We start from the raw sequence: 20,304 nt of genomic DNA on the forward strand, positions 1-20,304 counted from the left end.
GCGTCGCAGCAAGGCGCAAAGGTGAAGACAGTAGCAGCGCTACGGCTAGCCTTTGCAACGCCGCTGTGGCGTCATTTCGCAGGTCCGATGCCTTCAGTCGAAGACCGGTGACTCCACGCCCAATACCTTGTGCAGCTTGGGGCTCGTCGTCGTGTATTGCAGGTGGATGCGCTTGTCCGGAAACACATACGGCGCCGCGCCGAATGCCGCCAGCGCGGTCTCGTGGAAGCCGCTCAGGATGAGCTTTTTCTTGCCCGGGTAGGTGTTGACGTCGCCGACGGCAAAGATGCCCGGCACGCTGGTCTCGAACTTCTCGGTGTCGACGACGATCTGCTTGCGCTCCAGCGCCAGGCCCCACTCGGCGATGGGGCCGAGCTTCGGTGACAGGCCAAAGAAGGCCAGGACCTGGTCGCAGGGCACGACGCGCGTGATGCCGTCGTTGCCGGTGATCTTGACGCCGGTCAATTGCCCGTTCGCTTCGTCAATGCCGGTGGCCTGGCCGACGATGAACTGCATCTCCATTGCGTCGCAGAGTTCGCGCATCCTGGCCACGCTGGCTGGCGCGGCGCGGAAATCGTCGCGACGGTGCACGAGGATGACGCTCTCAGCCTTGTGCGGGTTGCCGTCGGGATTGGCGGCGCAGAAGTTCAGCGCCCAATCCAGGGCCGAATCGCCGCCGCCGATGATGAGCAGGTTCTTGCCGGCGAACTGGTTCGGTGCCTTGACGCGGTAGTGGACCTGCGTGCCCTCGTAGGGCTCGACGCCGTCGACCTTCAGCGTGCGCGGCTGAAAGCTTCCGACGCCGCCAGCGATGAAGACGGCCTTGGCCAGCAGCTGCGTGCCTTTGCTGGTCTCGATCAGAAAGCGGCCATCGTCCTGCTTTTGCACAACGGTGACTTCCTGGCCCAGGTGGAAGGTCGCGCCGAAGGGCTGGATCTGCCTGAGCAGGTTATCGGTCAGTTCCTTGCCGGTGCACACGGGCACGGCCGGGATGTCGTAGATGGGCTTGTCGGGATAGAGCTCGATGCACTGGCCGCCGGGATAGGCCAGGCTGTCGATGATGTGCGCCTTGATCTCCAGCAGGCCGAGTTCGAAGACCTGGAACAGGCCTACCGGCCCGGCGCCGACGATGACGGCGTCCGTCTGAATCGCATCGGGCCTGATCTGTACTGCTGCCTGCATGAGGAGAGAAGAAAGCTCAGCGGATCAGCTCGGGCAGCTTGCCCGTCTTGTCTTTCCACTCGTCGGCGTCCGGCAGCGCGGGCTTGCGCTTGGTGATGCTGGGCCAGCCCTTGGCGAGGTCGGCGTTGATCTTGATCATGTGGATCTGATCGCCGGGCACGTCCTCCTCGGGCAGGATCGCGTTGACGGGGCATTCGGGAATGCAGACCGCGCAATCGATGCACTCATCGGGGTCGATGGTGAGGAAGTTCGGGCCTTCGCGGAAGCAGTCGACCGGGCAGACGTCGACGCAGTCGGTGTATTTGCAGCGGATGCAGGCTTCGGTGACGACGTGGGTCATGAGCGGCTCTGGGAAGTAAGGGGCGCCCCGATGGGCAATGATTCGGGCGAAACGACGATTTTAAGGTCGGCGTGGTTTTGATCCTGCGCGTGGACGCGGCTGGCTCCTGTCCCGACCGTGACGACCGTGGGGCGGCCGCGGTGCAGCAGGGCCGCGTGGGCGAGGTCAGCCAGCGCGTGCTCGCTGGTGATGGCATCGGCACAGCCGGCACGGCTGACGACCAGCGTCGGCGTGTCCGGCGCCCAGCCGGCGGCCAGCAACTGGCGGCCAAGCGCGGCCAACTGGCGGCCGGCCATGTAGAAGACCTCGGTGTCGGCGCTTTGCGCGGCATGCAGTTCGCCGGCCTCGGTCATCGCCGTCGTCAGCGACACGCTGCGGCCGCGGCCGCGACGCGTCAGCGGGCGTTGCGCCTGGGCGGCGGCGGCAAGAGCCGCGGTCACGCCAGGGACGACTTCGCTGGCAATGCCCGCCTCGGCCAACGCGATGAGTTCTTCCTCCAGGCGGCCGAAGACGCTGGCGTCGCCGCCCTTGAGCCGCACGACGAGGCCATGTTCTTGCGCGGCCTTGACGAGCAGCGCATTGATCTCGGTCTGCTTGGCCGAATGCTCAAAGCCGCGCTTTCCGACCGAGATCCACTTGGCTTGCGGCGCCAGGTCGCGCAGCGCCGGGTCGGCCAGCGCATCGGCCAGCACGACGTCGGCCTGCGACAGCGCACGGGCACCGCGCAACGTGATCAGGTCGGCGGCGCCGGGGCCGGCACTGACGAAGATCACACGTCCTAACATCACCAGGCCTCTTCCGCCGGGGCGGCTTGCACGTCCACCAGCAGCGCGCCGCTGGTGCGGTGGCTGGCGGGGTCGACAACGATCAGTGCGCCGCCGACGCGGTTGTCCACGAAGGGCTCGACGGGCAGCTCATGCTGCACCTCCATCTGCACGCGGCCGATGGTGTTGACGGGCAGTTCGTGGGCGTCCTGCGGCGTCAGCGTGTTGATGTCCAGCACCGAGTCGATGGCCGAGATGCGCGCCTGCACCCAACGGTTGCCGTGGCGCACCCAGTACTTGCGGCCAGGCTTGGCGGCCTCGGTGTCCAGCCAGGCCAGCGTTGCAGAGAAGTTCTTGGTGACCGCAGCGCTGCCCGGCGTGACGATCCAGTCGCCGCGGCTGACGTCGAGCTGGCGGTCCAGCACGAGGCCGGCCGAGTCGCCGGCTTCGGCGCTGGGCACGGTCTCGCCGGCCAGGCGAACCTCGGAAACGACAGCCGTCTGCTTCGACGGCAACACCTCGATGGTGTCGCCGGCCTTCACGGCGCCATGGGCGATGCGGCCCCACAGCACGCGCGGCTGGAAGCCGGTGCCTGCCGATTGATAGGCGTCCTTCTGCACGTACTGCACGGGCAGAGACAGCGGTGCGTCGGCGCGCTCGCTCAGCGTCGGCAGGCGCTCCAGCACCTGCAGCAGCGACTCGCCATTCCACCAGGGCGCGTCCAGCGGCTGGGTGACGTTGTCGCCACGCAGTGCGCTCACCGGCACGGTGGCGGCGACGTTCAGGCCGGCGGCGGCGGCGAACTTGTCGAGCGCCGTCTTGACCTTGGCAAAGCCCGCGCCGGCGTCATCGAGCGCGTCGATCTTGTTGATGGCGAAGACGATGCTCGGCACGCGCAGCAACTGGGCCAGCAGCGAGTGGCGGCGTGTCTGCGGCAGCAGCGTCACTTCGGCTTCAGTCAGGTCGAGCTTGGTGATGTCCACCAGCACGACGGCGGCGTCGGAGCCGGCGGCGGCCGTGACCATGTTGCGCGTGTACTGCTCATGGCCGGGGGCGTCGGCAATGATGAACTTGCGCGTCTTGGTCGCGAAGTAGCGGTAGGCCACGTCGATGGTGATGCCTTGCTCGCGCTCGGCCTCCAGGCCGTCGGTCAGCAGGCTCAGGTCGATTGGGCGGCCGGCGGCGCGGCGCTCGAGCGTGTCGAGCTGGTCGGCCAGGATGGCCTGGCCATCGAACAGCAGGCGGCCGATCAGCGTGGACTTGCCGTCGTCAACGGAACCGGCCGTTAGGAATCGCAAAGCCTTCATCAGAAGTAGCCCTCTTTCTTGCGCTTCTCCATCGAAGCTTCACTGGTGCGGTCGTCCATGCGCGTGGCGCCGCGTTCGCTGACGGTCACGGTCAGCGTCTCGGCCACCACCTCGCTCGCGTTGGCGGCGGGGCTCTCGACCGGGCAGGTGCAGGTCATGTCGCCGACGGTGCGGAAACGTACGGTCGCGGTCTCGACGGTCTCGCCTTCTTCCGGCGGCGTCACGTCGGTCAGCGGCACCAGCAGGCCCTTGCGGCGGATGACCTGGCGCTCATGCGCGAAGTACATCTGCGGCAGCGGGATGTTCTCGCGGGCGATGTAGAGCCAGACGTCCAGCTCGGTCCAGTTGCTGATGGGGAAGCAGCGGAAATGCTCACCCGGGCGGATGCGCGTGTTGAACAGCGTCCACAGCTCGGGGCGCTGCTCCTTGGGCTGCCATTGGCCGAAGGAATCGCGGTGGCTGAAGATGCGCTCCTTGGCGCGCGCCTTCTCCTCGTCGCGGCGGGCGCCGCCGATCAGGCAGTCGAACTTGTGCTCCTCGATGGTCTCCAGCAGCGTGACCGTCTGGTGGCCGTTGCGGCTTTCCAGCGGGTGGGAGAGCCGAATCGTGCCTTTGGCCATCGAGTCTTCGAGGTGACCAACAACCAGGCGCTCGCCCATGTCGGCGACGCGCTGGTCACGGAAGGTGATGACTTCGGGGAAGTTGTGGCCGGTGTCGATGTGCACCAGCGGGAAGGGCAGGCTGCCCGAGTAGCCACTCGGGTGAGCCGCGTTCTTCATCTTGAAGGCCTTCTCGGCCAGGCGCAGCACGACGCAGCTGTCTTTGCCGCCCGAGAAGAGCAGGGCAGGGCGCTCGAAGCTCGCGGCCACCTCGCGCAGGATGAAGATGGCTTCCTCTTCCAGCGCATCCAGATGGGCGTGGTCGACGTCGGCGATGAGTTGTTCGGGTTTCACAGCAGCATTCATGATTTGGCGTGCAGGCCGCATTCCTTGGTGGAGTCTTCCCACCACCAGCGGCCCGCTCTGAAGTCTTCACCGACCGCAATGGCGCGCGTGCAGGGTGCGCAGCCGATCGAGGGCATGAAGTGGTCATGCAGCGGGTTGTACGGAACCTCGTATTTTTGAACATACGCCCAGACCTCGGCCCAGGTCCAGTCGGCGATGGGGCTGATCTTGCGGCGGTTGTTGCCGTCGTCCTCGTCAAAGGCCACGTCACCGCGGGCACCGCTCTGCTCGCGGCGCAGGCCGGTGATCCAGGCCGAACGGCCCTTCAGCATGCGGCCCAGCGGCTCCATCTTGCGCAGGCCGCAGCAGGCTTTGCGCAGCTCGATGCTCTTGTACATCGCCTCCTCGCCCTCCTTGCGGACGAACTGGATGACGGCGTCGGCCGCCGGCTTGAAGACCTCGACCTCGCGGCCGTAGCGCTCGGCGATGCGCGGGATCAGTGCCAGCGTCTCGGGGTGCAATTTGCCGGTGTCCAGCGTCGCGATGGCGATGGGCAGCTGGGTGCGGGCGATCAGGTCGGTGATGACCATGTCTTCCACGCCCAGGCTGCTGCTCTGCACCAGGCCGTCGCCATGCTCGATGCTGGCTTCGCGCAGGCGCTGCAGCGCGGCTTCGATCTTGGCGTCCAGCGCGGGCGTCCATTTGGCGTAGAGGCCGATGGCCTGTCCTGCCGATGACGCGGCCGCGGGCGCAGCGGCCCAAGGCAGGCTGCTCACTTCGTCGCTCACGCCGCGCTCCGCTGGAACCAAGGGCGGGTCTCGCTGACGTCGCCTTGATAGAAGCCGACGGGCGCAAACAGGTCCAGCGCCTTCTGCGCTGCAGCCTGCGACTGGTCGCCGCGCATGACGGCCTCGTCGAAGCCGGTGCGGGCCAGCAGCTGCATCATGTCGACGAGCACCTCGCCCCGGGCGCGGATGGCGCCCTTGAACTTGAAGCGGCTGCGCAGGATGTGGGCCTGGCTGTAGGCGCGGCCGTCGGTCCACTTCGGGAAGTCGAGCACGACAACGGCGATGCGGTCCAGGTCGGGAGCGAGCTGGTTGATGTCGGCATCGTTCGGGAACTCGATGGCGACCGGCGTGTTCGCGGGCCAGCGGGTCTTCACGGCATGCCATTGCTCCAGAGAGAGCAGGCGGTTGGGCGCCGGATCGGGATCGGGCTTGGGGCCGTCTTCGCCGATGGCGTGCTTCCATTGGCAGGTGGTGGCGTTGATGAATTTCATGCTCAGTGAGTGCTGGGCCGCCCCGAACTCACTGGCGCCCCCTTGGGGGGCAGTGAGCGAAGCGAGCGTGGGGGCGTTCATACTTTTGCGGTCGAGACGCGAACGGCGTTGGCCGCCGTCTTGAAGGGGTCGAGGCCCAGGCGCTTCACCGCGTGGATGAAGTGTTCGCCGGCCAAGCGCTCGCGCTTGAAGGTGTCGATGACGGCATCGATGGCGTCGGCGATCTCGTCGGCCGCAAAGCTCGGGCCGATGACCTTGCCGGCCACCGTCGTGCCCGACAGCACGGTGCCGTCGCTGCCGCCCAGCGTCAACTGATACCACTCGGTGCCGTCCTTGTCGACGCCGAGGATGCCGATGTGGCCGCTGTGGTGGTGGCCGCAGCTGTTGATGCAGCCGCTGATGTGCAGGTCGATCTCGCCGAGGTCCTCGAGTTCGTCCTGGTCTTGATAACGCTCGGCGATCTCTGCCGCCAGCGGCAGCGAGCGGGCGTTGGCCAGCGCGCAGAAGTCGCCGCCGGGGCAGGCGATCTGGTCGGTCAGCAGGCGGGCGTTGGGTGTGGCGAAGCCGGCGGCGCGGGCGGCCTGGAAGAGCTCGGGCAGGTCAGACGCCTTCACCCAGGGCAGCACGAGGTTCTGGCGGTGGGTGACGCGCAGTTCGCCATGGCTGAACTGGTCGGCCAGGGCGGCGGCGGTGTCCATCACGTCGGCGCTCGTGTCGCCGGGGGCGATGCCGACGCGCTTGAGGCTGAGCGTGACGGCGCGGTAGCCGGCGACGCGGTGGCCGTCGACATTGCGCGCCAGCCAGCGTGCGAAAGCCGGGTCGCTGGTGTCGAGCACGGGCTCGGCGGCGGGAGCCACACCTTCCGGGTCAACGAAGCAGGCCGCCACGCGGTCCAGCTCGGCTTGCGGAATGATGTGCTCGTGGCCGCCGTTGTCGTCGGCCAGGATACGGCGGTATTCCTCGTTGACCGCGTCGAAGAACTTCTGGCCTTCGGCCTTGACGAGGATCTTGATGCGGGCCTTGTAGAGGTTGTCGCGGCGGCCGGCCAGGTTGTAGCAACGCACGATGGCCTCGATGTAGACGAGGATCTGCTGCCAGGGCACGAAGGCGTTGATCTCGACGCCCGGAATCGGCGTGCGGCCCATGCCGCCGCCGACGAAGACCTGGAAACCGACCTCGCCGGCCTCGTTCTTCTTCAGCTGCAGGCCGATGTCATGCCAGCCGATGGCCGCGCGATCTTCCTTGGCGCCCGAGACGGCGATCTTGAACTTGCGCGGCAGGTGGGCGAACTCGGGGTGCAGGGTGCTCCACTGGCGCAGAATCTCGCAGTAGGGGCGGGCATCGACGATGTCGTCCGGCGCGATGCCGACGAAGGCGTCGCTGGTGATGTTGCGGATGCAATTGCCGCTGGTCTGGATGCCGTGCATGTCGACCTCGGCCAGCAGCTCCATCACCGTGGCGCTGTCCACCAGCGGGATCCAGTTGTATTGCAGATTCTGGCGCGTCGTGAAGTGGCCGTAACCGCCCTGGCCGGCAAAGGGGCCGTCGGGCTGGCGGTCGTACTCGCGGGCGATGCGGGCGAGTTGGCGCAGCTGGCGCGAGGACAGCTCGCCATAGGGCACGGCCACGCGCAGCATGGGCGCATGGCGCTGGATGTACCAGCCGTTTTGCAGGCGCAGCGCGCGGAACTCATCGGTGCCGAGGGTGCCGGCGAGGTGGCGCTCGAGCTGGTCGCGGTATTGCGCGGCGCGGGCGTGGACGAAGCGGCGGTCGAAGTCGGTGTAGCGATACATGATTAGTGGATGACCTTCCAGCCGGCCATCAGAAGAGAAACGCAGAGCAGGCTGCGCACGACGCCATCGGGCAGCCGACGGGTCAATTGGGCGCCCAGCCAGATGCCAGGTAAAGAGCCAATGAGCAGCGGCACCAGCAGCGTCCAGTTGACGTTGCCCAGCGTGGCGTGGCCGATGCCAGCGACCAGCGTCAACGGCACGGCATGGGCAATATCGGTGCCGACGATGTCGCGGGCCTGCATGCGCGGGTAGATCAGCAGGATCAGCGTCGCGCCGATGGCGCCGGCGCCAATGGAAGACAGTGATACCAGCACGCCCAGCACAGCGCCGCTGAGGATGGTCAGCGCCGGCTTGCGGGCTTCGGGAATCCAGCGTTCCAGCCGAAGGCCCAGCGCCAGCCAGCTCTTCTTGAAGGCGACGACGACGGCCGTCAGCAACAGCGCGATGCCCAGCGAAAAGGTCAGCGCCGAGGCCCAGCCCTTGGTGACGCCAGTCAGGTGCATCAACGCCACGGTGGCCAAGGACGCAGGGATGGAGCCGGTCAGCAGGCGGCGGGTGATGGCCCAATGCACATGACCATGCCGGGCGTGGGCCACGGAGCCGCTCATCTTGGTCAGTGCGGCAAACCACAGGTCCGTGCCGATGGCAACCGCCGGGTTGAGCTTGAAGACGGACAGCAGCAACGGCGTCATCAGCGAGCCGCCGCCCACGCCGGTGATCCCGACGATGAGGCCGACTCCCAATCCACTTGCAATCGCAATCCAGTCCAGCACGCTGTCCCCTGAGGCGACCCATGCCACCCGAGGGCGCGACTCTAAGTAATGTTGCGGTGCGGAAGAACTACAGAATTTTTGGGGCTATATGCCTATGCCGAATAAGCAACTTCAATTTGTGGCGAGAAGCCGCAGTGCGGCGACCTGCTCCAGGATGCGCGGCGGCACGGTTTCGCGGCCCTCCAACATGGCGCGGATGAGGGCGGCGTTCTCGGCTGGCGTGCAGGCTGGCGACAGCGGCCAGTCCAGATCCGCCGTGTCGGCCGGATGCAAGGGCGCGGTGTCGCCGTCCTGGAAACCGATCAGATGGGCCTTGCGGCGCAGATGGGCATAGGCCTCGCCCTCGCTGGCGCGCATCAACAGCGCCCGGCCACCGCCGGCGGTCAGTGTGGGCAGGGCGTGGCTCATGCTGTCGAGGTATTCCGGATGCGTCACCGCGACGACACGCACACCGCGGCCGACCGGGAAGGGGTCGAGCAGCTTGGCCAGGCTGTGCGAGCTGTTGCGAACACCCAGGCGCGGGCGCAGGGCCATCAAGCTGTTCAACCCAGGGTTGAGCATCTGCAAAGGCAGGACGGCCAATCTGTCGCGCGCCAGCCGCGCCTGGGCATCGGCCAGCGAGAGGCTGGTGGGCAGCCCCAGTTCGCCCAGCAGCTCGAAGGGGCTGTGGCGGCTGTCGAAGTCGTGCCGCCCGAAGATCAGCACCGGCACGCCCTCGCGGGCCAGCAGCAGCGCGACCAGGGGCATCAGATTGGCCTGCTTGCGGGCACCGTTGAAGCTGGGCAGCAGCACGGTGCGTGGGCCGTCGGAGGCGGCCAGGCGGGCCGTTCGTGCCTGCATTGCGGCCAGGAACCCAGCCACCTCGTCGGCGCTCTCGCCCTTCACGCGCAGTGCGATCAGCATGGCGCCCAGCTCCATGTCGGGCACCTTGCCGTCGAGCATCTCACCGAAGAGCGCTTCAGCCTGCTCGCGATTCAGATCGCGCGCACCTCGGGCGCCGCGGCCCATTTCCTTGATCAATGAGGCGTAGTCCATGGCCGCAGTGTAGGAAGAGCCATGAGAAAGGGCCGCACGAGGCGGCCCTTCGAGTGGGATGCGTTCTCGATCAGAACGCGAAGATCGCGCCCAGGGAAACCAGGCGCAGCGTGCCCTTTTCGCCAGCGAATTGGGCCTGGGTCGAATCGACGCCCAGCTCCAGCTTGACGCTCTGGGTAATGGCATAGGTCAGGCCCAGCCCGGCGTAGACCTTGGCCTTGCTCTCGGAGTCGGAGCCGCTCAACGTGCCGAGGGTGGCGCTGGCTTGTGTCTTCACCTGGGCGACGCCCAGGCGGACGTTCATGCCCCAGTCGGTGCTCAGCGGCAGCGCGAAAGCAGCGCCCAGCATGAGCGCGGTCGGCTTGATGGCGACGGACATCGTGGCGTCCGCAGCCTTGAACTTGCCAAAGGCGATGTAGCCGGCTTCCAGGCTGAAGCCGTTGCCGAAGTTGTAGCCGCCCACCAGCTTGGCGCCGGTGTCGCTCGTGTCGCAGCTGGTGGAGCCCGTGCAGTCCAGATTGGCGTGCGAGACGCCACCGGCGGTGCCGATGTAACCGTGGGCCTGCGATTCGGCGTGGGCAGCGGTGGCGGCCAGCAGTGCGGCCAGGACGATGGTTTGTTTTTTCATGAGAACACTCCCTTTTTCTCTTGATGGATGGGCCGACCGGCGTGGCCGGCCTCGGCGCCTTTCTGAGGCGGCGCGCATGCTATTCGCGGCGCCTGTACGCCCTTGATGACGTTGTCGCGCGGATGAGACGGCAATGCCCCCGGCTCGGGGGCGATGTGAAAAAAACCGCCTGACCGCGCTTTAAGCGGCCAGGCGGCTCGGGTGGTCTCGCAGCGGCGTGTTTGGGCCGTCAGAACGCCATGCGGGCGCCCAGCGACACCATGCGCACGTTCTGGCGCTCACCCTGGATCTGGGCCCGCGTTGCGTCCACGCCCAGCTCGACGCGGGTCGACGGCGTCAGCGCGTAGTTGACGGCGAGGCCAGCGATGGGCTGGGTCTTGCTCTCGCTGCTTGAGCCGGTCAGCGCGCCGACCTCTGCGTTCACCTTGGTGCGCACGCGGGCCACGCCCAGGCGGCCGACCAGACCCCAGTCAGGGCTCAAGTTGGCCGTGTAGGCGCCGCTCAACGACAGGGCTTCGGGTCGTCCGCTCAGCCCCACGGTGCCCTGCGACGCGCGGAATTTGCCGAAATTGGTGTAGCCGCCTTCGACTGCAAAGCCATTGCCAAAGGCATGGCCGAACATGGCCTTGCCACCGAATGCGTTCCTGTCGCAGGTCTGCACGCCGGTGCAGTCGACGTTGAGATGGCCCTGACCCAGGGACAACAGGCCGTAGTTGTGCGCGGCATTGCTGCCGGGGCTGTTGGACTGAGCCTGGGCGCTGGCGGCCAGGGCGAGGGCGGCAAGGCTGATTGCGATCTTTTTCATGGGGAACTTCTCTCCTACTTCATCCATCGGAGCGCAGGGGCCGGGTGGGGCCTGCGGCGATATGCGACCGGTCGTCGCCAAGCCATCCTCATTGACGCTGGGGGCTCGACTTGTAGGACTTGGGCACTCTTGCCGGCTGGTCTGGTAACCGCAGGCAAAGTGCTGGCGGCACGGGGATACTGCTGCAACGCTGCTGCCCGTCAGGTTCCATGCCGCATCTCAAGCCCAAGACGCTTTACATCACGCTGAGCTTGTTGATGGTGGGCCTGGTCGCCCTGGTGTACAGCGTGCTGCTGCTGTACGAGCGCTCACGCAGCGATGCACTGATGCTGCAGCAGGCTGGCGCGGCGGCCAGGCGCATCGGCCGCGAGGCCGCGGCGGCCGTCGAGACCGAGCTGCGACCGGCGCGGGTCAGCGTGGCCCTGCTGGCGACCGGCGCCCTGGGCCGGGCCAGCAACGAGGCCGAGCGCCTGACTGCGCTGCCGCAGATGGCGGCGGCCCTGCGCGCCAATGCTTCGGTGTCGGCCGTCTATGTCGGCACCTCGGGCGGATCCTTCGTGCTGTTGCGCCGCCTTGTCGATGCGGCAACACGCAAGCGCATGGATGCGCCGGCCGAGGCTGCATTCGGCCTGCAGAGCGTGAGCCGAGATGGCGGCGCGGCCCCGCGTGGCGCCTACCGCTTCTACGACGCAGCGCTGCACGAGCTGCAGCGCCGTGATCGGCCCGACTACGACTTCGACCCGCGCACCCGGCCCTGGTTCGCGCTGGCGAGTGAGGCCGGCGAAGGCAGGCTCGTGCAGTCGGCGCCCTATCTGTTCTTCACGACGGGCGAGCCCGGCGTGACGTTGGCCCAGGCTCATGGTGGCGCCGTCGTGGGCGCCGACGTCAGCCTGCAGGCTCTCAGCGAGATGCTGACGCGGCCGCAGATCAGCCGTTCGGCCGAACTGCTCATCGCCACCCAAGGCGGCGAGATGCTGGCCGAGGCCCGGCGCGAGGGCGGCACGCCGCCGAAGGACGGCCAGGCCCTGCCGCGCGTGGCCGAGCGTGCGTCGGCGCTGATGCGCGCGCTGTGGCAGCGCCGCGATGGCGAGGGTCATCTCACACCCGTGCAGGTGGTCGACGGGCGCGAATGGGTCAGCCACGCCTTGCCGCTGCAGGGTGCCGTGGAGGCCGGCGCGCCGCTGGTGCTGCTGATGGCCGCGCCGCGCGAGGAGCTGCAGGCCTTCCAGATCGAGAGCCGCCGCCAGAGCTTCTACATCTCGCTGGGATTGATGCTGCTGTTGCTGCCCCTGGTTCACCTGCTGGCCGATCGCGTGTCGCGGCCGCTGCGCAATCTGGCCCGCCAGGCCGAGGCGATCGAGCGTTTCGAGTTCGACGGGCCCGATCCCCAACGCAGCCTGATCCGCGAGGTCGACCGCCTGGCCATCGCGATGACGGCGATGAAGCATTCGCTGCGGCGCTTTCTCGACATCAGCAACGCGCTGAGTGCCGAGCGAGATTTCGACACCCTGCTCGACCTCATCCTGCGCGAGACTATCGCCGTGGCCGGCGCCAGTGGCGGCTCGGTCCACCTGCTGTCGGCCGATGGCCAGACGCTGGAGCCCGCGGCTTCGCGCGTGCGTGGCGAGACCGCGTCGCGCCGCGGGCTGACATGGCAGGTGAACGTGCCCGACAGCGTCGCCGCGCCGGTGCGTGCCCTGCAGACGAACGCACCGGTCGAGATCGATCTGAGCTGGGACAACCCGACCCACCTGGCCGCCTACCAGCGGCTGTTCGCCGCCCTGGGCGTCGCGAGGATGCGCCTGCTGGCCCTGCCGCTGAAGAACAGCCAGCACGAGACCATCGGCACGCTGACGCTGACCTTCCCGCTGTCGGCCGATGGGCCGTCCGCACCACTGGGCGCCGCACGCGTGGCCTTTGTCAGTGCGCTGTCGGGCACGGCCGCCGTGGCCATCGACAACCAGCTGCTGCTGCGCGCGCGCAAGGAGCTGCTGGAGAGTTTCATCCAGCTCGTTGCAGGCGCCATCGACGCCAAGAGCCCCTATACCGGCGGTCATTGCCAGCGCGTGCCCGAACTGACCAAGATGCTGGCCCAGGCCGCCTGCGAGGCGACCGAGGGGCCGTACGCCGGTTTCACGATGGACGCTGACCAGTGGGAGGCACTGCACATCGCCGCCTGGTTGCACGACTGCGGCAAGGTCACCACGCCGGAGTACGTCGTCGACAAGGCCACCAAGCTGGAGACGATCTACAACCGCGTCCATGAGGTCCGCACGCGCTTCGAGGTGCTCAAGCGCGACGCGCTGATCGAGAAGCTGGAGGCCGAGCTGGGCGAAGCGGGCGCGCAGCGTGCCCGTGCCGCAGCGGCGCCGGTCCAGGGCGAACTGGATGCCGACTACGCCTTCGTCGCGACCAGCAATGTGGGTGGCGAAACGCTGGACCCCGAAGCCGTTGCCCGGCTGCGCCGCATCGGCGAGAGGCGCTGGTTGCGCACGCTCGACGACACGCTCGGCCTGTCCATCGAGGAGCTGCGCCGCCAGCCCAAACCGCGCCCGCCGCTGCCTGCTCCTGAGCGCCTGCTGCAGGACCGGCCCGAGCACATCCTGTCGCGCCCCGCCACCGACCAACTGGGCGGTGACAACCGCTGGGGCTTCAAACTCAAGCAGCCCGAACACCTCTACCACCGCGGCGAGCTGCACAACCTCACGATCTCCCGTGGCACGCTGACGGAGGAGGAGCGCTACAAGATCAACGACCACATCGTGCAGACGCTGAAGATGCTGCACGAGCTGCCTTTCCCCAAGCATCTGCGCGAGGTGCCCGAGATCGCGGGTGGCCATCATGAGCGCATGGACGGCAAGGGCTACCCGCGCGGCCTGACCGGCGCACAGATGAGCCCGCAGGCCCGCATGATGGCCATTGCGGATGTCTTCGAGGCACTGACGGCCGATGACCGGCCCTACAAGCCGGGCAAGCGCCTGTCCGAGGCGCTGGCCATCATGCGGCGCATGGTGGCCGAGGGCCATCTCGACCCGGGCCTGTTTGAACTTTTCCTGCGTTCGGGCGTGTGCCTGACCTATGCGCGGCGCTTCATGGCGGCAGCGCTGATCGACGTGGAGGACGTTGGCGCCTACCTGTCGTGACGGGTGACGCTGAACTTCAGCGGCGCGGCCTTGAGCAGGAACTCTCCAGCGCCGTCGTGCAGGCTGACAACCGCCTCGTACTCGCCCAGGGGCAGGTCGACGATGGCCTCGGTGCGGCCGTCGACGAGGTTCTGGCGCACCGCATTGCCGCCGCCCTTGGGCGCAAAGCTGAGGCGGAAATGCCCCGTGTCCTTGATGGCGGTGCCGGCCGGCGCCACGCCCAGGCCGGCGCCAAGCACGCCCAGGGACAGCGTGAAGGGGCTCGACACCGCCTCTTCATCGCGCAGGTTCTTCACATAGACCTCGCGGCCGGCTGAGGCGCGTGGCGCGGCGCGCAAGTCCTCGTACCAGGCCTCGCAGCTGTCGCGGTCGCCCGCAACGACCTTGGGCGCTGGGGCGTCGGCGCGCTTGCCCACGACCTCGATGGCAATCTCGTTGCTGAAGACGAAGTAGGGCTTGTGGGCGTGGTCGGCGAACAGCAGCCGCATGGTGTGCCGGCCCGGCGGCAGGTCGATCTCGGTGCCGGTCTGCGCCTTGCCGAAATGCTTGTGCGTATTAGAGAAGGGGATGGGTGCGGTGTGGTCGCGCGGCAGCGGCGTGTCGATGAGGATGTGGTGGTGGCCGGCCTTCTCGTTGGCATTGCCGGCCGGAATGACGCCCATGCCGCGGATGCCGAACTCCACCCAGAGGGGCGAGCGCACGCGATAGCCGGTCTTGACGTTGCTGAAGTGCACCGAGACTGGCTCACGCAGATCGAGGGCCGTGCGCTGGGCCGTGTGTGACAGCCAGCACTGGCGCTCCAGCGGATCGGTAGGCAGTGGCTCGGCCGCGGCCAGCGCGGGCAGCAGACCCAGTGGCCAAAAGTGGCGGGTCAGTCGAGCGGCAGATCCCATGCGAGCCCTCCGGCAGCGTGCGCCACCGATTCTGGGGCGCGCGCTAGCGAAGAGGCGTCGTGAAAGTTACGGACGCCAGGGCCTGTTCACGCTACGGGGATCGGATGCGTTGCCACCCAAAAGCCTGCGAGCAAGGCGCAAAGTCGAAGCTGGGGTCGGCCCCAGCGAGGCTTCGCAACGCCGCGCGCGGGCTTTTGGGTGGCAACCCTTCGGGAGAGGGCCTGCGCGGGCGCATGGCGTTGTTGCGCGCCTGGCCTGGGCACGAGCCCAGGCGGCGCCGCACGCCTAGCCCTGCACCCGCGCAGACCCTCTCGCACCGATTCCCGTAGCGTGAACAGGCCCTAAGCCACCTGAAGCTGGTGGGTCAGATGCAGTTCGCCGAACAAATCCTTGGGGTCGGTCATCTGCGGGATCAGGTCCAGCGGCGCGCCCAGGCCAAGCTGATTGCTCACGTCGCGCAGCAGGCGCAGCGCGGAGAAGTCCTCCAGCGCGAAACCGACCGAGTCGAACACTGTGACCTGGCTGGTCGACTCGCGGCCCGGGGCCTGGCCGGCGAGCACGCGCCAGAACTCGGTGACGGGGAAATCGGCCGGCATCTGCTGCATGTCGCCTTCGATGCGGCTCTGTGGCTCGAACTCGCAGACCACGCGGGCCGTCTCCAGCACGCCGCGGTGCAGCTCGGTCTTGCCCGGGCAGTCGCCGCCGACGCCATTGATGTGCATGCCGGGCTCGATCATGTCCGGCGTCAGGATGGTGGCGTTGGTCTTGTCCGCGGTCACGGTGGTGACGATGTCGGCGCCCTTGACCGCCTCCGCAGTGGAGGCGCACACGGTCAGCGTGAGGCCGGGCGTTTGCTGAAGGTGGCGCACCAGCTTGGCCGTGGCGGCCGGGTCGATGTCGTAGAGGCGCAGCTCGCGGATGCCGAGCAGGTGGTGGAAGGCCAGGGCCTGGAACTCGCTCTGGGCGCCGTTGCCGATCAGGGCCATCACGCGGCTGTCGGGGCGGGCCAGGCGCTTGGCCACCATGACCGAGGTGGCGGCGGTGCGCATGGCGGTGGTCAGGGTCAGCTCGGAGAGCAGGGCGGGGGCGCCGGTCGCCACGTCGGCGAGCACGCCGAAAGCCATCACGGTCGGCAGGCCGAAGCGGTGGTTTTTGGGGTGGCCGTTGACGTATTTGAAGCTGTAGAGGCTGGCGTCGGCGATGGGCATCAGCTCGATGACGCCGTCTTGTGAATGGGCGGCGACACGGGGCGTCTTGTCGAATTCGGCCCATCGCAGGTAGTCGGATTCGAGGTAGCTGACAAGGCGGCGAAGTAAATCGGGAAGTCCGACACGTTGGACAAGGCGGGCGACGTCTTGGGTGGTGAGGACGGTGGTCATGGCAGTCTCGCGGAATGTGTTGAGGCGATTCTTCCGGGGCCATGTGCCAAACAGAAGCTCAACTCTTGCCACGTAATGCATCACGATTTGGCAAAATGGCAATACAAATTGCCGAATTGCTCAAAATGGACGCCCTTGACCAGCAACTCCTCGCCCTGCTGCGCACCGATGCCCGGGCCAGCGTCGCCACGCTCGCGGCCAAGCTCAAGGTCTCGCGCGGCACCGTCACCAACCGCATCGCACGGCTGGAAGACAGCGGCGTCATCACCGGCTACACGGTGCGCCTGCGGCCCGACTCGGTGCCCGACCAGATCACGGCATGGATGAGCATCACGGTTGAAGGCAACCGCACGCGCGAGGTGGTGGCCATGCTGCTCGGCGAGCCCGGCATCACGGGACTCTTCGACACCAACGGCCGCTGGGACCTGCTGGCCGAGATCCGCAGCTCCAGCTTGCAGGAGCTGGCCGACGTGCTGGAGCGGGTGCGCCTCATCAAGGGCATCGCCGGCACCGAGACCTCCATCCATCTGCAAAGCTACAAGCTGGCCTGATCGGCCTCGGTTATCGTGCGCCGCGCTCCCTCTGCCTTGAAATGAATCCTGTCCTGATCCGCCGTGCCTGGCTCGCGGCCTCCCTTGTCGCGCTGGCCGGTTGCTCCATGCTGCCCAGCCAGCCACCCCAGCCGCCGGTCGTCGTCGTCCCGACGCCGCCGCCTGAGCCGCCACCCGTCATCAAGCCAGCCCCGAAACCGCCACGCATCGGCCTGGCCCTGGGCGGCGGCGCCGCGCGCGGCTTTGCCCACATTGGCGTCATCCAGGTGTTCGAAGAGAACGGCATCAAGGTCGACCTGGTCGCCGGCACCTCGGCCGGCAGCCTCGTCGCTTCGCTCTATGCCTCGGGCAAGACCGGCAAGGAGATGCAGACGCTGGCCGAGACCATGGACGAGGGCGCGATCACCGACTGGTCCTTCCCGCTGCGCGGGCTGATCCGCGGTGAGGCGCTGGCGCGCTTCATCCGCGACAAGACCGGCGGCAAGAACATTGAGCAGATGGTGGTGCCGCTGGGCATCGTCGCCACTGACCTGTCCGACGGCTCTTCCATCCTGTTCCGCAGCGGCGACACCGGCACGGCTGTCCGTGCCTCCAGCGCGGTACCGGCCGTGTTCCAGCCGGTGCGCATCGGCCAGCGCGAATTTGTCGACGGCGGCTTGGTGTCACCGGTGCCGGTGCGCTTTGCCAGGGAAATGGGCGCGCAGCTCGTCGTCGCGGTGGACATCACCTCGCCGCCCGAGAAGGACCCGCCGGGCGACGCCTTTCGCATGCTGATGCAGACCTTTTCCATCATGGGGCGCAGCATCAACATGTTCGAGCTCCGCGAGGCGGATGTCGTCATCCGGCCCAGGCTCGATGGCGTGGGCAGCGCCGACTTCACGGCGCGGCGCCGTGCGGTGCAGGCCGGTCGCGAGGCAGCGCAGGCGATCCTGCCGATCCTGCGCCAGCGCATCGCCGAGAAGACCCGCTGAAAATGAAACCCCTCGTCCAAGGAGTACCTTGGCCGGTCCCCCGAGGGGACGGCGATGCTTGCCGGCGTGACCGGCAAGCACATCGCCAGAGCGGGCCGGCTAGGGAGCGGCCCGGCGCTCGGCCCGCTGGCTCCTGTCTCGGATTGGGCAGCTGAGGCCATGAATACGACCGAGACACCGCTGTTCCCGCTGCGCTCGGTGTTCTTTCCCGGCGGCCATCTGGCGCTGCGCATCTTCGAGCCGCGTTACCTGGACATGGTGCAGCGCTGCCATGCGCGCGGCGAGCCCTTTGGCATCGTGGCGTTGACTTCGGGCGAGGAGGTGCGCCGGCGCGAGGGCGAGGGCTTTCGGGCCGAGGCTTTTCACGACGTCGGCACGCTGGCCCGCATCGAGGATTTCGAGCACGCGCAGGCCGGCCTCATCAACATCCGCATCTGCGGCACACAGCGCTTTCGCGTGCAGGGCTCGCGCAACCTCAGCCATGGCCTGTGGGTCGGCCGGCTTGAGCTGTTGGCCGGCGACGTCGCGGTGCCGGTGCCAGACGATCTGCGCCAGGCCGCTCAGCAACTGCAGGACCTGCTCTCCGGCTGGAAGGCCCGCGGCGCCGCGGACGACCTGCCCGTGCAGCCGCCCTACCAGTGGGACGACGCGGGCTGGCTGGCCAACCGCTGGGCCGAGCTGCTGCCCATGCCGGTCGAGGCGCGCCAGCGGCTGATGGTGATGGACAACCCGCTGCTGAGATTGGAGCTCATCGTCGACCGGCTTGACGCGCTTACGCGTTCAGCCAATCGGTAAGCGTCTTCAGCACCTCGGCCTTCTCGGGCTCGTTGAAGATCTCGTGGAAGAGGTCGGGCCAGGGCTTGGTGGCGACGACATTGGCGGGTGCGCCAGACGCAAAGGCCTCGCTGCCGCGCGGTGACACGCAGCGGTCCGCGCCGGCCCACATCAGCAGCGTGCGCAGCTTCCAGCGCGGTGCGTCGCCAATGGCACGGGCGCCGCTGTCGACGATGAAGCGCGTCAGCCGCGCCGTGATGCGGTCATGCACCAGCGGGTCGGTCGCGTAGGCCTTGACGACGGCGGTGTCGCGGCTGATCCATTCGGGCTTGAGGCCGTTGCTGACGGCCAGGCCCGGGGCGAGCGATCCCGCCGCGGCAAGCAGCAGCTTCTGAAAACCGGACAGGCCCGCATCCAGCGCGGGGGAAGACAGCACCAGGCCATCCAGCGGCCGGCTCCAGGCCGCGGGCTTGCCTGTCAGCGCCTCCGCTGCAAAGCGCGCGGCGATCAGCCCGCCCATGCTGTGGCCGAGCAGCACGAAACGCTTGCCCGGCTGGCGCACGGCGTCGATGACGCGTGCCGTGTCGCGCAGCAGCGCGTCGTGCGCGGGGATGTCGCCCTTGCGCCCATCGCTGCGCCCGTGGCCGCGGTGGTCCCAGCCGTGCACATCCCAACCGGCCGCGTTCAGTGCCGCGGCGACATGGGCATAGCGCTCGATGTGTTCGCCCAGGCCATGGCAGATGAGCAACTGGCCGCGTGCGGGAGCCGCGCTGGTGGGCCAGTGGCGCAGGTGGAGCTTGAGGCCGTCGTCGGTGGTGGTGGTCGTCATCGCGTCGCGGGCTGGGAATCGGTGCGCAAGTTTGCACGAGCTTCTTCCGTTTCCCGTCGCGAACCCAACACTCTTGCGTAGGCCCAGGTGAACTCGGCGCCGATCAACAGGATCTGCGCCGAGAAGTACACCCACACCAGCAGGGCCACCACCGAGGCCGCGGCGCCAAAGCCCGAGGCGACGCCGCTGCGCTGCAGATAGGCGCCGATGCCATAGCGGCCCAGGGCAAACAGGCCCGCCGTGACGAAGGCGCCGAGCAGCACGTCGCGCCAGGCGACGTGAACGCGTGGCATCCACTTGAAGATCAGCGCGAACACGGCCACCACCAGGCCCTGGCTGAACACCGTGTTGGCCAGAGCAGCGACGCGCAGCCAGTCGCCAAACCAGGGCTGCCACCAGGTCTGGGCAGCCGACATGACGGCGTCCAGCAGCAGCGACACCAGCAGCAGAAAGCTCAGGCCAAAGATGAGGCCGAAGCTCAGCAGGCGCGCGCGCAGCCAGTTCAGCCAGCCTTGCACCGGGCGGGCCGGCACGCGCCAGATGGTGTCCAGCGCATCCTGGAGCTCGGCGAACATCGTCGTCGCACCGACCAGCATCAGCCCCAGCCCGACAACCGTACTGAGCCAGCCGCCGGCCGGCCAGGAGACCGACTTCAGCATGCTTTCGACTGTCGAGGCGGCCGTCGCGCCGAGCAGCGCGGCGAGCTGGTCGAAGAGCTCGCCGCGCACCGCCTCGCCGCCCCAGACCAGGCCGGCCACCGACACGACGATGAGCAGCAGCGGTGCCAGCGAGAACAGCGTGTAGTAGGCGAGTGCCGCGCCCATGCGCGGGCCGCGGTCGTCGAGGAAGCCGTCGAAGGTCAGCTTCAGCACGCGTCCCAGCGGTCGGATCTGATCAAGCCAGCTCATGCGCGA

Annotated in this window: 20 protein-coding genes; 4 read left to right on the forward strand and 16 right to left on the reverse strand. The window is 67.9% G+C overall.

Annotated elements, in window-relative coordinates; translation table 11 throughout:
• Positions 1-93: 93 nt before the first annotated feature.
• The 12 genes from ASC91_RS07950 to ASC91_RS08005 form a co-directional block, all read right to left on the reverse strand.
• Positions 94-1,182, reverse strand: coding sequence for an NAD(P)/FAD-dependent oxidoreductase (locus ASC91_RS07950; protein WP_056194835.1), 1,089 nt, complete (start codon positions 1,180-1,182; stop codon positions 94-96).
• Positions 1,183-1,198: 16 nt separating this feature from the next.
• The gene (fdxA, locus tag ASC91_RS07955; RefSeq protein WP_056194839.1) at positions 1,199-1,522 is read right to left on the reverse strand and encodes a ferredoxin FdxA; all 324 of its coding nucleotides are present in this window, start codon (positions 1,520-1,522) and stop codon (positions 1,199-1,201) included.
• On the reverse strand, positions 1,519-2,307 hold the full coding sequence (gene cobA, locus ASC91_RS07960; RefSeq protein WP_082532523.1) for a uroporphyrinogen-III C-methyltransferase: 789 nt from the start codon (positions 2,305-2,307) through the stop codon (positions 1,519-1,521). The genes fdxA and cobA overlap by 4 nt, the downstream gene beginning before the upstream one ends.
• The gene (locus ASC91_RS07965) at positions 2,307-3,593 is read right to left on the reverse strand and encodes a sulfate adenylyltransferase subunit 1 (protein WP_056194842.1); all 1,287 of its coding nucleotides are present in this window, start codon (positions 3,591-3,593) and stop codon (positions 2,307-2,309) included. The genes cobA and ASC91_RS07965 overlap by 1 nt, the downstream gene beginning before the upstream one ends.
• Entirely contained in the window at positions 3,593-4,558 is a 966-nt protein-coding gene (gene cysD / locus ASC91_RS07970; RefSeq protein WP_056194845.1) for a sulfate adenylyltransferase subunit CysD, read from the reverse strand. Before cysD ends, ASC91_RS07965 begins: the two co-directional genes overlap by 1 nt.
• Complete coding sequence (locus ASC91_RS29985; RefSeq protein WP_394326317.1) at positions 4,555-5,313, reverse strand: phosphoadenylyl-sulfate reductase; 759 nt, start codon at positions 5,311-5,313, stop codon at positions 4,555-4,557. The genes cysD and ASC91_RS29985 overlap by 4 nt, the downstream gene beginning before the upstream one ends.
• A gap of 8 nt (positions 5,314-5,321) precedes the next feature.
• Positions 5,322-5,816, reverse strand: coding sequence for a DUF934 domain-containing protein (locus ASC91_RS29990; protein WP_056194847.1), 495 nt, complete (start codon positions 5,814-5,816; stop codon positions 5,322-5,324).
• Between the two features lie 77 nt (positions 5,817-5,893).
• Positions 5,894-7,609 carry a nitrite/sulfite reductase gene (locus tag ASC91_RS07985; protein ID WP_056194850.1) on the reverse strand — a complete coding sequence of 572 codons (1,716 nt, stop codon included), beginning with the start codon at positions 7,607-7,609 and terminating at the stop codon, positions 5,894-5,896.
• A gap of 2 nt (positions 7,610-7,611) precedes the next feature.
• A complete protein-coding gene (locus tag ASC91_RS07990; RefSeq protein ID WP_082532632.1) occupies positions 7,612-8,379 on the reverse strand; it encodes a sulfite exporter TauE/SafE family protein in 768 nt (255 codons plus the stop codon).
• 114 nt (positions 8,380-8,493) lie between these two features.
• Positions 8,494-9,417 (reverse strand): DNA-binding protein YbiB, encoded by a 924-nt coding sequence (gene ybiB / locus ASC91_RS07995; RefSeq protein WP_056194853.1) that lies wholly within the window; start codon positions 9,415-9,417, stop codon positions 8,494-8,496.
• A 70-nt stretch (positions 9,418-9,487) separates the two neighbouring features.
• Positions 9,488-10,045: an outer membrane beta-barrel protein gene (locus tag ASC91_RS08000; protein WP_056194856.1), complete on the reverse strand. Its 558-nt coding sequence runs from the start codon at positions 10,043-10,045 to the stop codon at positions 9,488-9,490.
• A 229-nt stretch (positions 10,046-10,274) separates the two neighbouring features.
• Entirely contained in the window at positions 10,275-10,850 is a 576-nt protein-coding gene (locus tag ASC91_RS08005; protein ID WP_056194859.1) for an outer membrane beta-barrel protein, read from the reverse strand.
• A gap of 209 nt (positions 10,851-11,059) precedes the next feature.
• On the opposite strand from ASC91_RS08005, the gene ASC91_RS08010 reads away from it, so the two are divergent.
• A complete protein-coding gene (locus tag ASC91_RS08010; RefSeq protein WP_056194862.1) occupies positions 11,060-13,993 on the forward strand; it encodes an HD domain-containing phosphohydrolase in 2,934 nt (977 codons plus the stop codon).
• Here the strand turns inward: ASC91_RS08010 and ASC91_RS08015 are convergent.
• Positions 13,981-14,886, reverse strand: a complete 906-nt coding sequence (locus ASC91_RS08015; RefSeq protein ID WP_056194864.1) for a DUF4399 domain-containing protein — start codon at positions 14,884-14,886, stop codon at positions 13,981-13,983. The genes ASC91_RS08010 and ASC91_RS08015 overlap by 13 nt on opposite strands.
• Before the next feature lie 341 nt (positions 14,887-15,227).
• Positions 15,228-16,265: an ornithine cyclodeaminase gene (locus ASC91_RS08020; RefSeq protein WP_056194867.1), complete on the reverse strand. Its 1,038-nt coding sequence runs from the start codon at positions 16,263-16,265 to the stop codon at positions 15,228-15,230.
• 125 nt (positions 16,266-16,390) lie between these two features.
• Between ASC91_RS08020 and ASC91_RS08025 the strand changes: the two genes are divergently transcribed.
• From ASC91_RS08025 to ASC91_RS08035, 3 genes are all read left to right on the forward strand, one after another.
• Positions 16,391-16,816: an Lrp/AsnC family transcriptional regulator gene (locus ASC91_RS08025; RefSeq protein ID WP_056194870.1), complete on the forward strand. Its 426-nt coding sequence runs from the start codon at positions 16,391-16,393 to the stop codon at positions 16,814-16,816.
• 41 nt (positions 16,817-16,857) lie between these two features.
• Positions 16,858-17,787, forward strand: a complete 930-nt coding sequence (locus ASC91_RS08030) for a patatin-like phospholipase family protein (protein ID WP_056194871.1) — start codon at positions 16,858-16,860, stop codon at positions 17,785-17,787.
• A 159-nt stretch (positions 17,788-17,946) separates the two neighbouring features.
• Positions 17,947-18,582, forward strand: coding sequence for an LON peptidase substrate-binding domain-containing protein (locus ASC91_RS08035; RefSeq protein ID WP_056194874.1), 636 nt, complete (start codon positions 17,947-17,949; stop codon positions 18,580-18,582).
• Here ASC91_RS08035 and ASC91_RS08040 read toward each other — a convergent pair.
• Positions 18,560-19,390 carry an alpha/beta hydrolase gene (locus ASC91_RS08040; RefSeq protein ID WP_056194876.1) on the reverse strand — a complete coding sequence of 277 codons (831 nt, stop codon included), beginning with the start codon at positions 19,388-19,390 and terminating at the stop codon, positions 18,560-18,562. The two genes, ASC91_RS08035 and ASC91_RS08040, sit on opposite strands and share 23 nt — an antisense overlap.
• The gene (locus ASC91_RS08045; RefSeq protein ID WP_056194882.1) at positions 19,387-20,298 is read right to left on the reverse strand and encodes a YihY/virulence factor BrkB family protein; all 912 of its coding nucleotides are present in this window, start codon (positions 20,296-20,298) and stop codon (positions 19,387-19,389) included. The genes ASC91_RS08040 and ASC91_RS08045 overlap by 4 nt, the downstream gene beginning before the upstream one ends.
• Positions 20,299-20,304: the final 6 nt, after the last annotated feature.

Source organism: Pelomonas sp. Root1237 (genome assembly GCF_001425055.1).
In the GTDB taxonomy this organism is placed as follows: Bacteria; Pseudomonadota; Gammaproteobacteria; order Burkholderiales; family Burkholderiaceae_C; genus Pelomonas.

Excerpts from the sequence above, each read along its gene's own strand:
- ASC91_RS07950 (WP_056194835.1), bottom strand. The coding sequence starts at position 1,182 with ATGCAGGCAGCAGTACAGATCAGGCCCGATGCGATTCAGACGGACGCC.
- fdxA (WP_056194839.1), bottom strand. The coding sequence starts at position 1,522 with ATGACCCACGTCGTCACCGAAGCCTGCATCCGCTGCAAATACACCGAC.
- cobA (WP_082532523.1), bottom strand. The coding sequence starts at position 2,307 with ATGTTAGGACGTGTGATCTTCGTCAGTGCCGGCCCCGGCGCCGCCGAC.
- ASC91_RS07965 (WP_056194842.1), bottom strand. The coding sequence starts at position 3,593 with ATGAAGGCTTTGCGATTCCTAACGGCCGGTTCCGTTGACGACGGCAAG.
- cysD (WP_056194845.1), bottom strand. The coding sequence starts at position 4,558 with ATGAATGCTGCTGTGAAACCCGAACAACTCATCGCCGACGTCGACCAC.
- ASC91_RS29990 (WP_056194847.1), bottom strand. The coding sequence starts at position 5,816 with ATGAAATTCATCAACGCCACCACCTGCCAATGGAAGCACGCCATCGGC.
- ASC91_RS07985 (WP_056194850.1), bottom strand. The coding sequence starts at position 7,609 with ATGTATCGCTACACCGACTTCGACCGCCGCTTCGTCCACGCCCGCGCC.
- ybiB (WP_056194853.1), bottom strand. The coding sequence starts at position 9,417 with ATGGACTACGCCTCATTGATCAAGGAAATGGGCCGCGGCGCCCGAGGT.
- ASC91_RS08000 (WP_056194856.1), bottom strand. The coding sequence starts at position 10,045 with ATGAAAAAACAAACCATCGTCCTGGCCGCACTGCTGGCCGCCACCGCT.
- ASC91_RS08005 (WP_056194859.1), bottom strand. The coding sequence starts at position 10,850 with ATGAAAAAGATCGCAATCAGCCTTGCCGCCCTCGCCCTGGCCGCCAGC.
- ASC91_RS08010 (WP_056194862.1), top strand. The coding sequence starts at position 11,060 with ATGCCGCATCTCAAGCCCAAGACGCTTTACATCACGCTGAGCTTGTTG.
- ASC91_RS08015 (WP_056194864.1), bottom strand. The coding sequence starts at position 14,886 with ATGGGATCTGCCGCTCGACTGACCCGCCACTTTTGGCCACTGGGTCTG.
- ASC91_RS08020 (WP_056194867.1), bottom strand. The coding sequence starts at position 16,265 with ATGACCACCGTCCTCACCACCCAAGACGTCGCCCGCCTTGTCCAACGT.
- ASC91_RS08025 (WP_056194870.1), top strand. The coding sequence starts at position 16,391 with ATGGACGCCCTTGACCAGCAACTCCTCGCCCTGCTGCGCACCGATGCC.
- ASC91_RS08030 (WP_056194871.1), top strand. The coding sequence starts at position 16,858 with ATGAATCCTGTCCTGATCCGCCGTGCCTGGCTCGCGGCCTCCCTTGTC.
- ASC91_RS08035 (WP_056194874.1), top strand. The coding sequence starts at position 17,947 with ATGAATACGACCGAGACACCGCTGTTCCCGCTGCGCTCGGTGTTCTTT.
- ASC91_RS08040 (WP_056194876.1), bottom strand. The coding sequence starts at position 19,390 with ATGACGACCACCACCACCGACGACGGCCTCAAGCTCCACCTGCGCCAC.
- ASC91_RS08045 (WP_056194882.1), bottom strand. The coding sequence starts at position 20,298 with ATGAGCTGGCTTGATCAGATCCGACCGCTGGGACGCGTGCTGAAGCTG.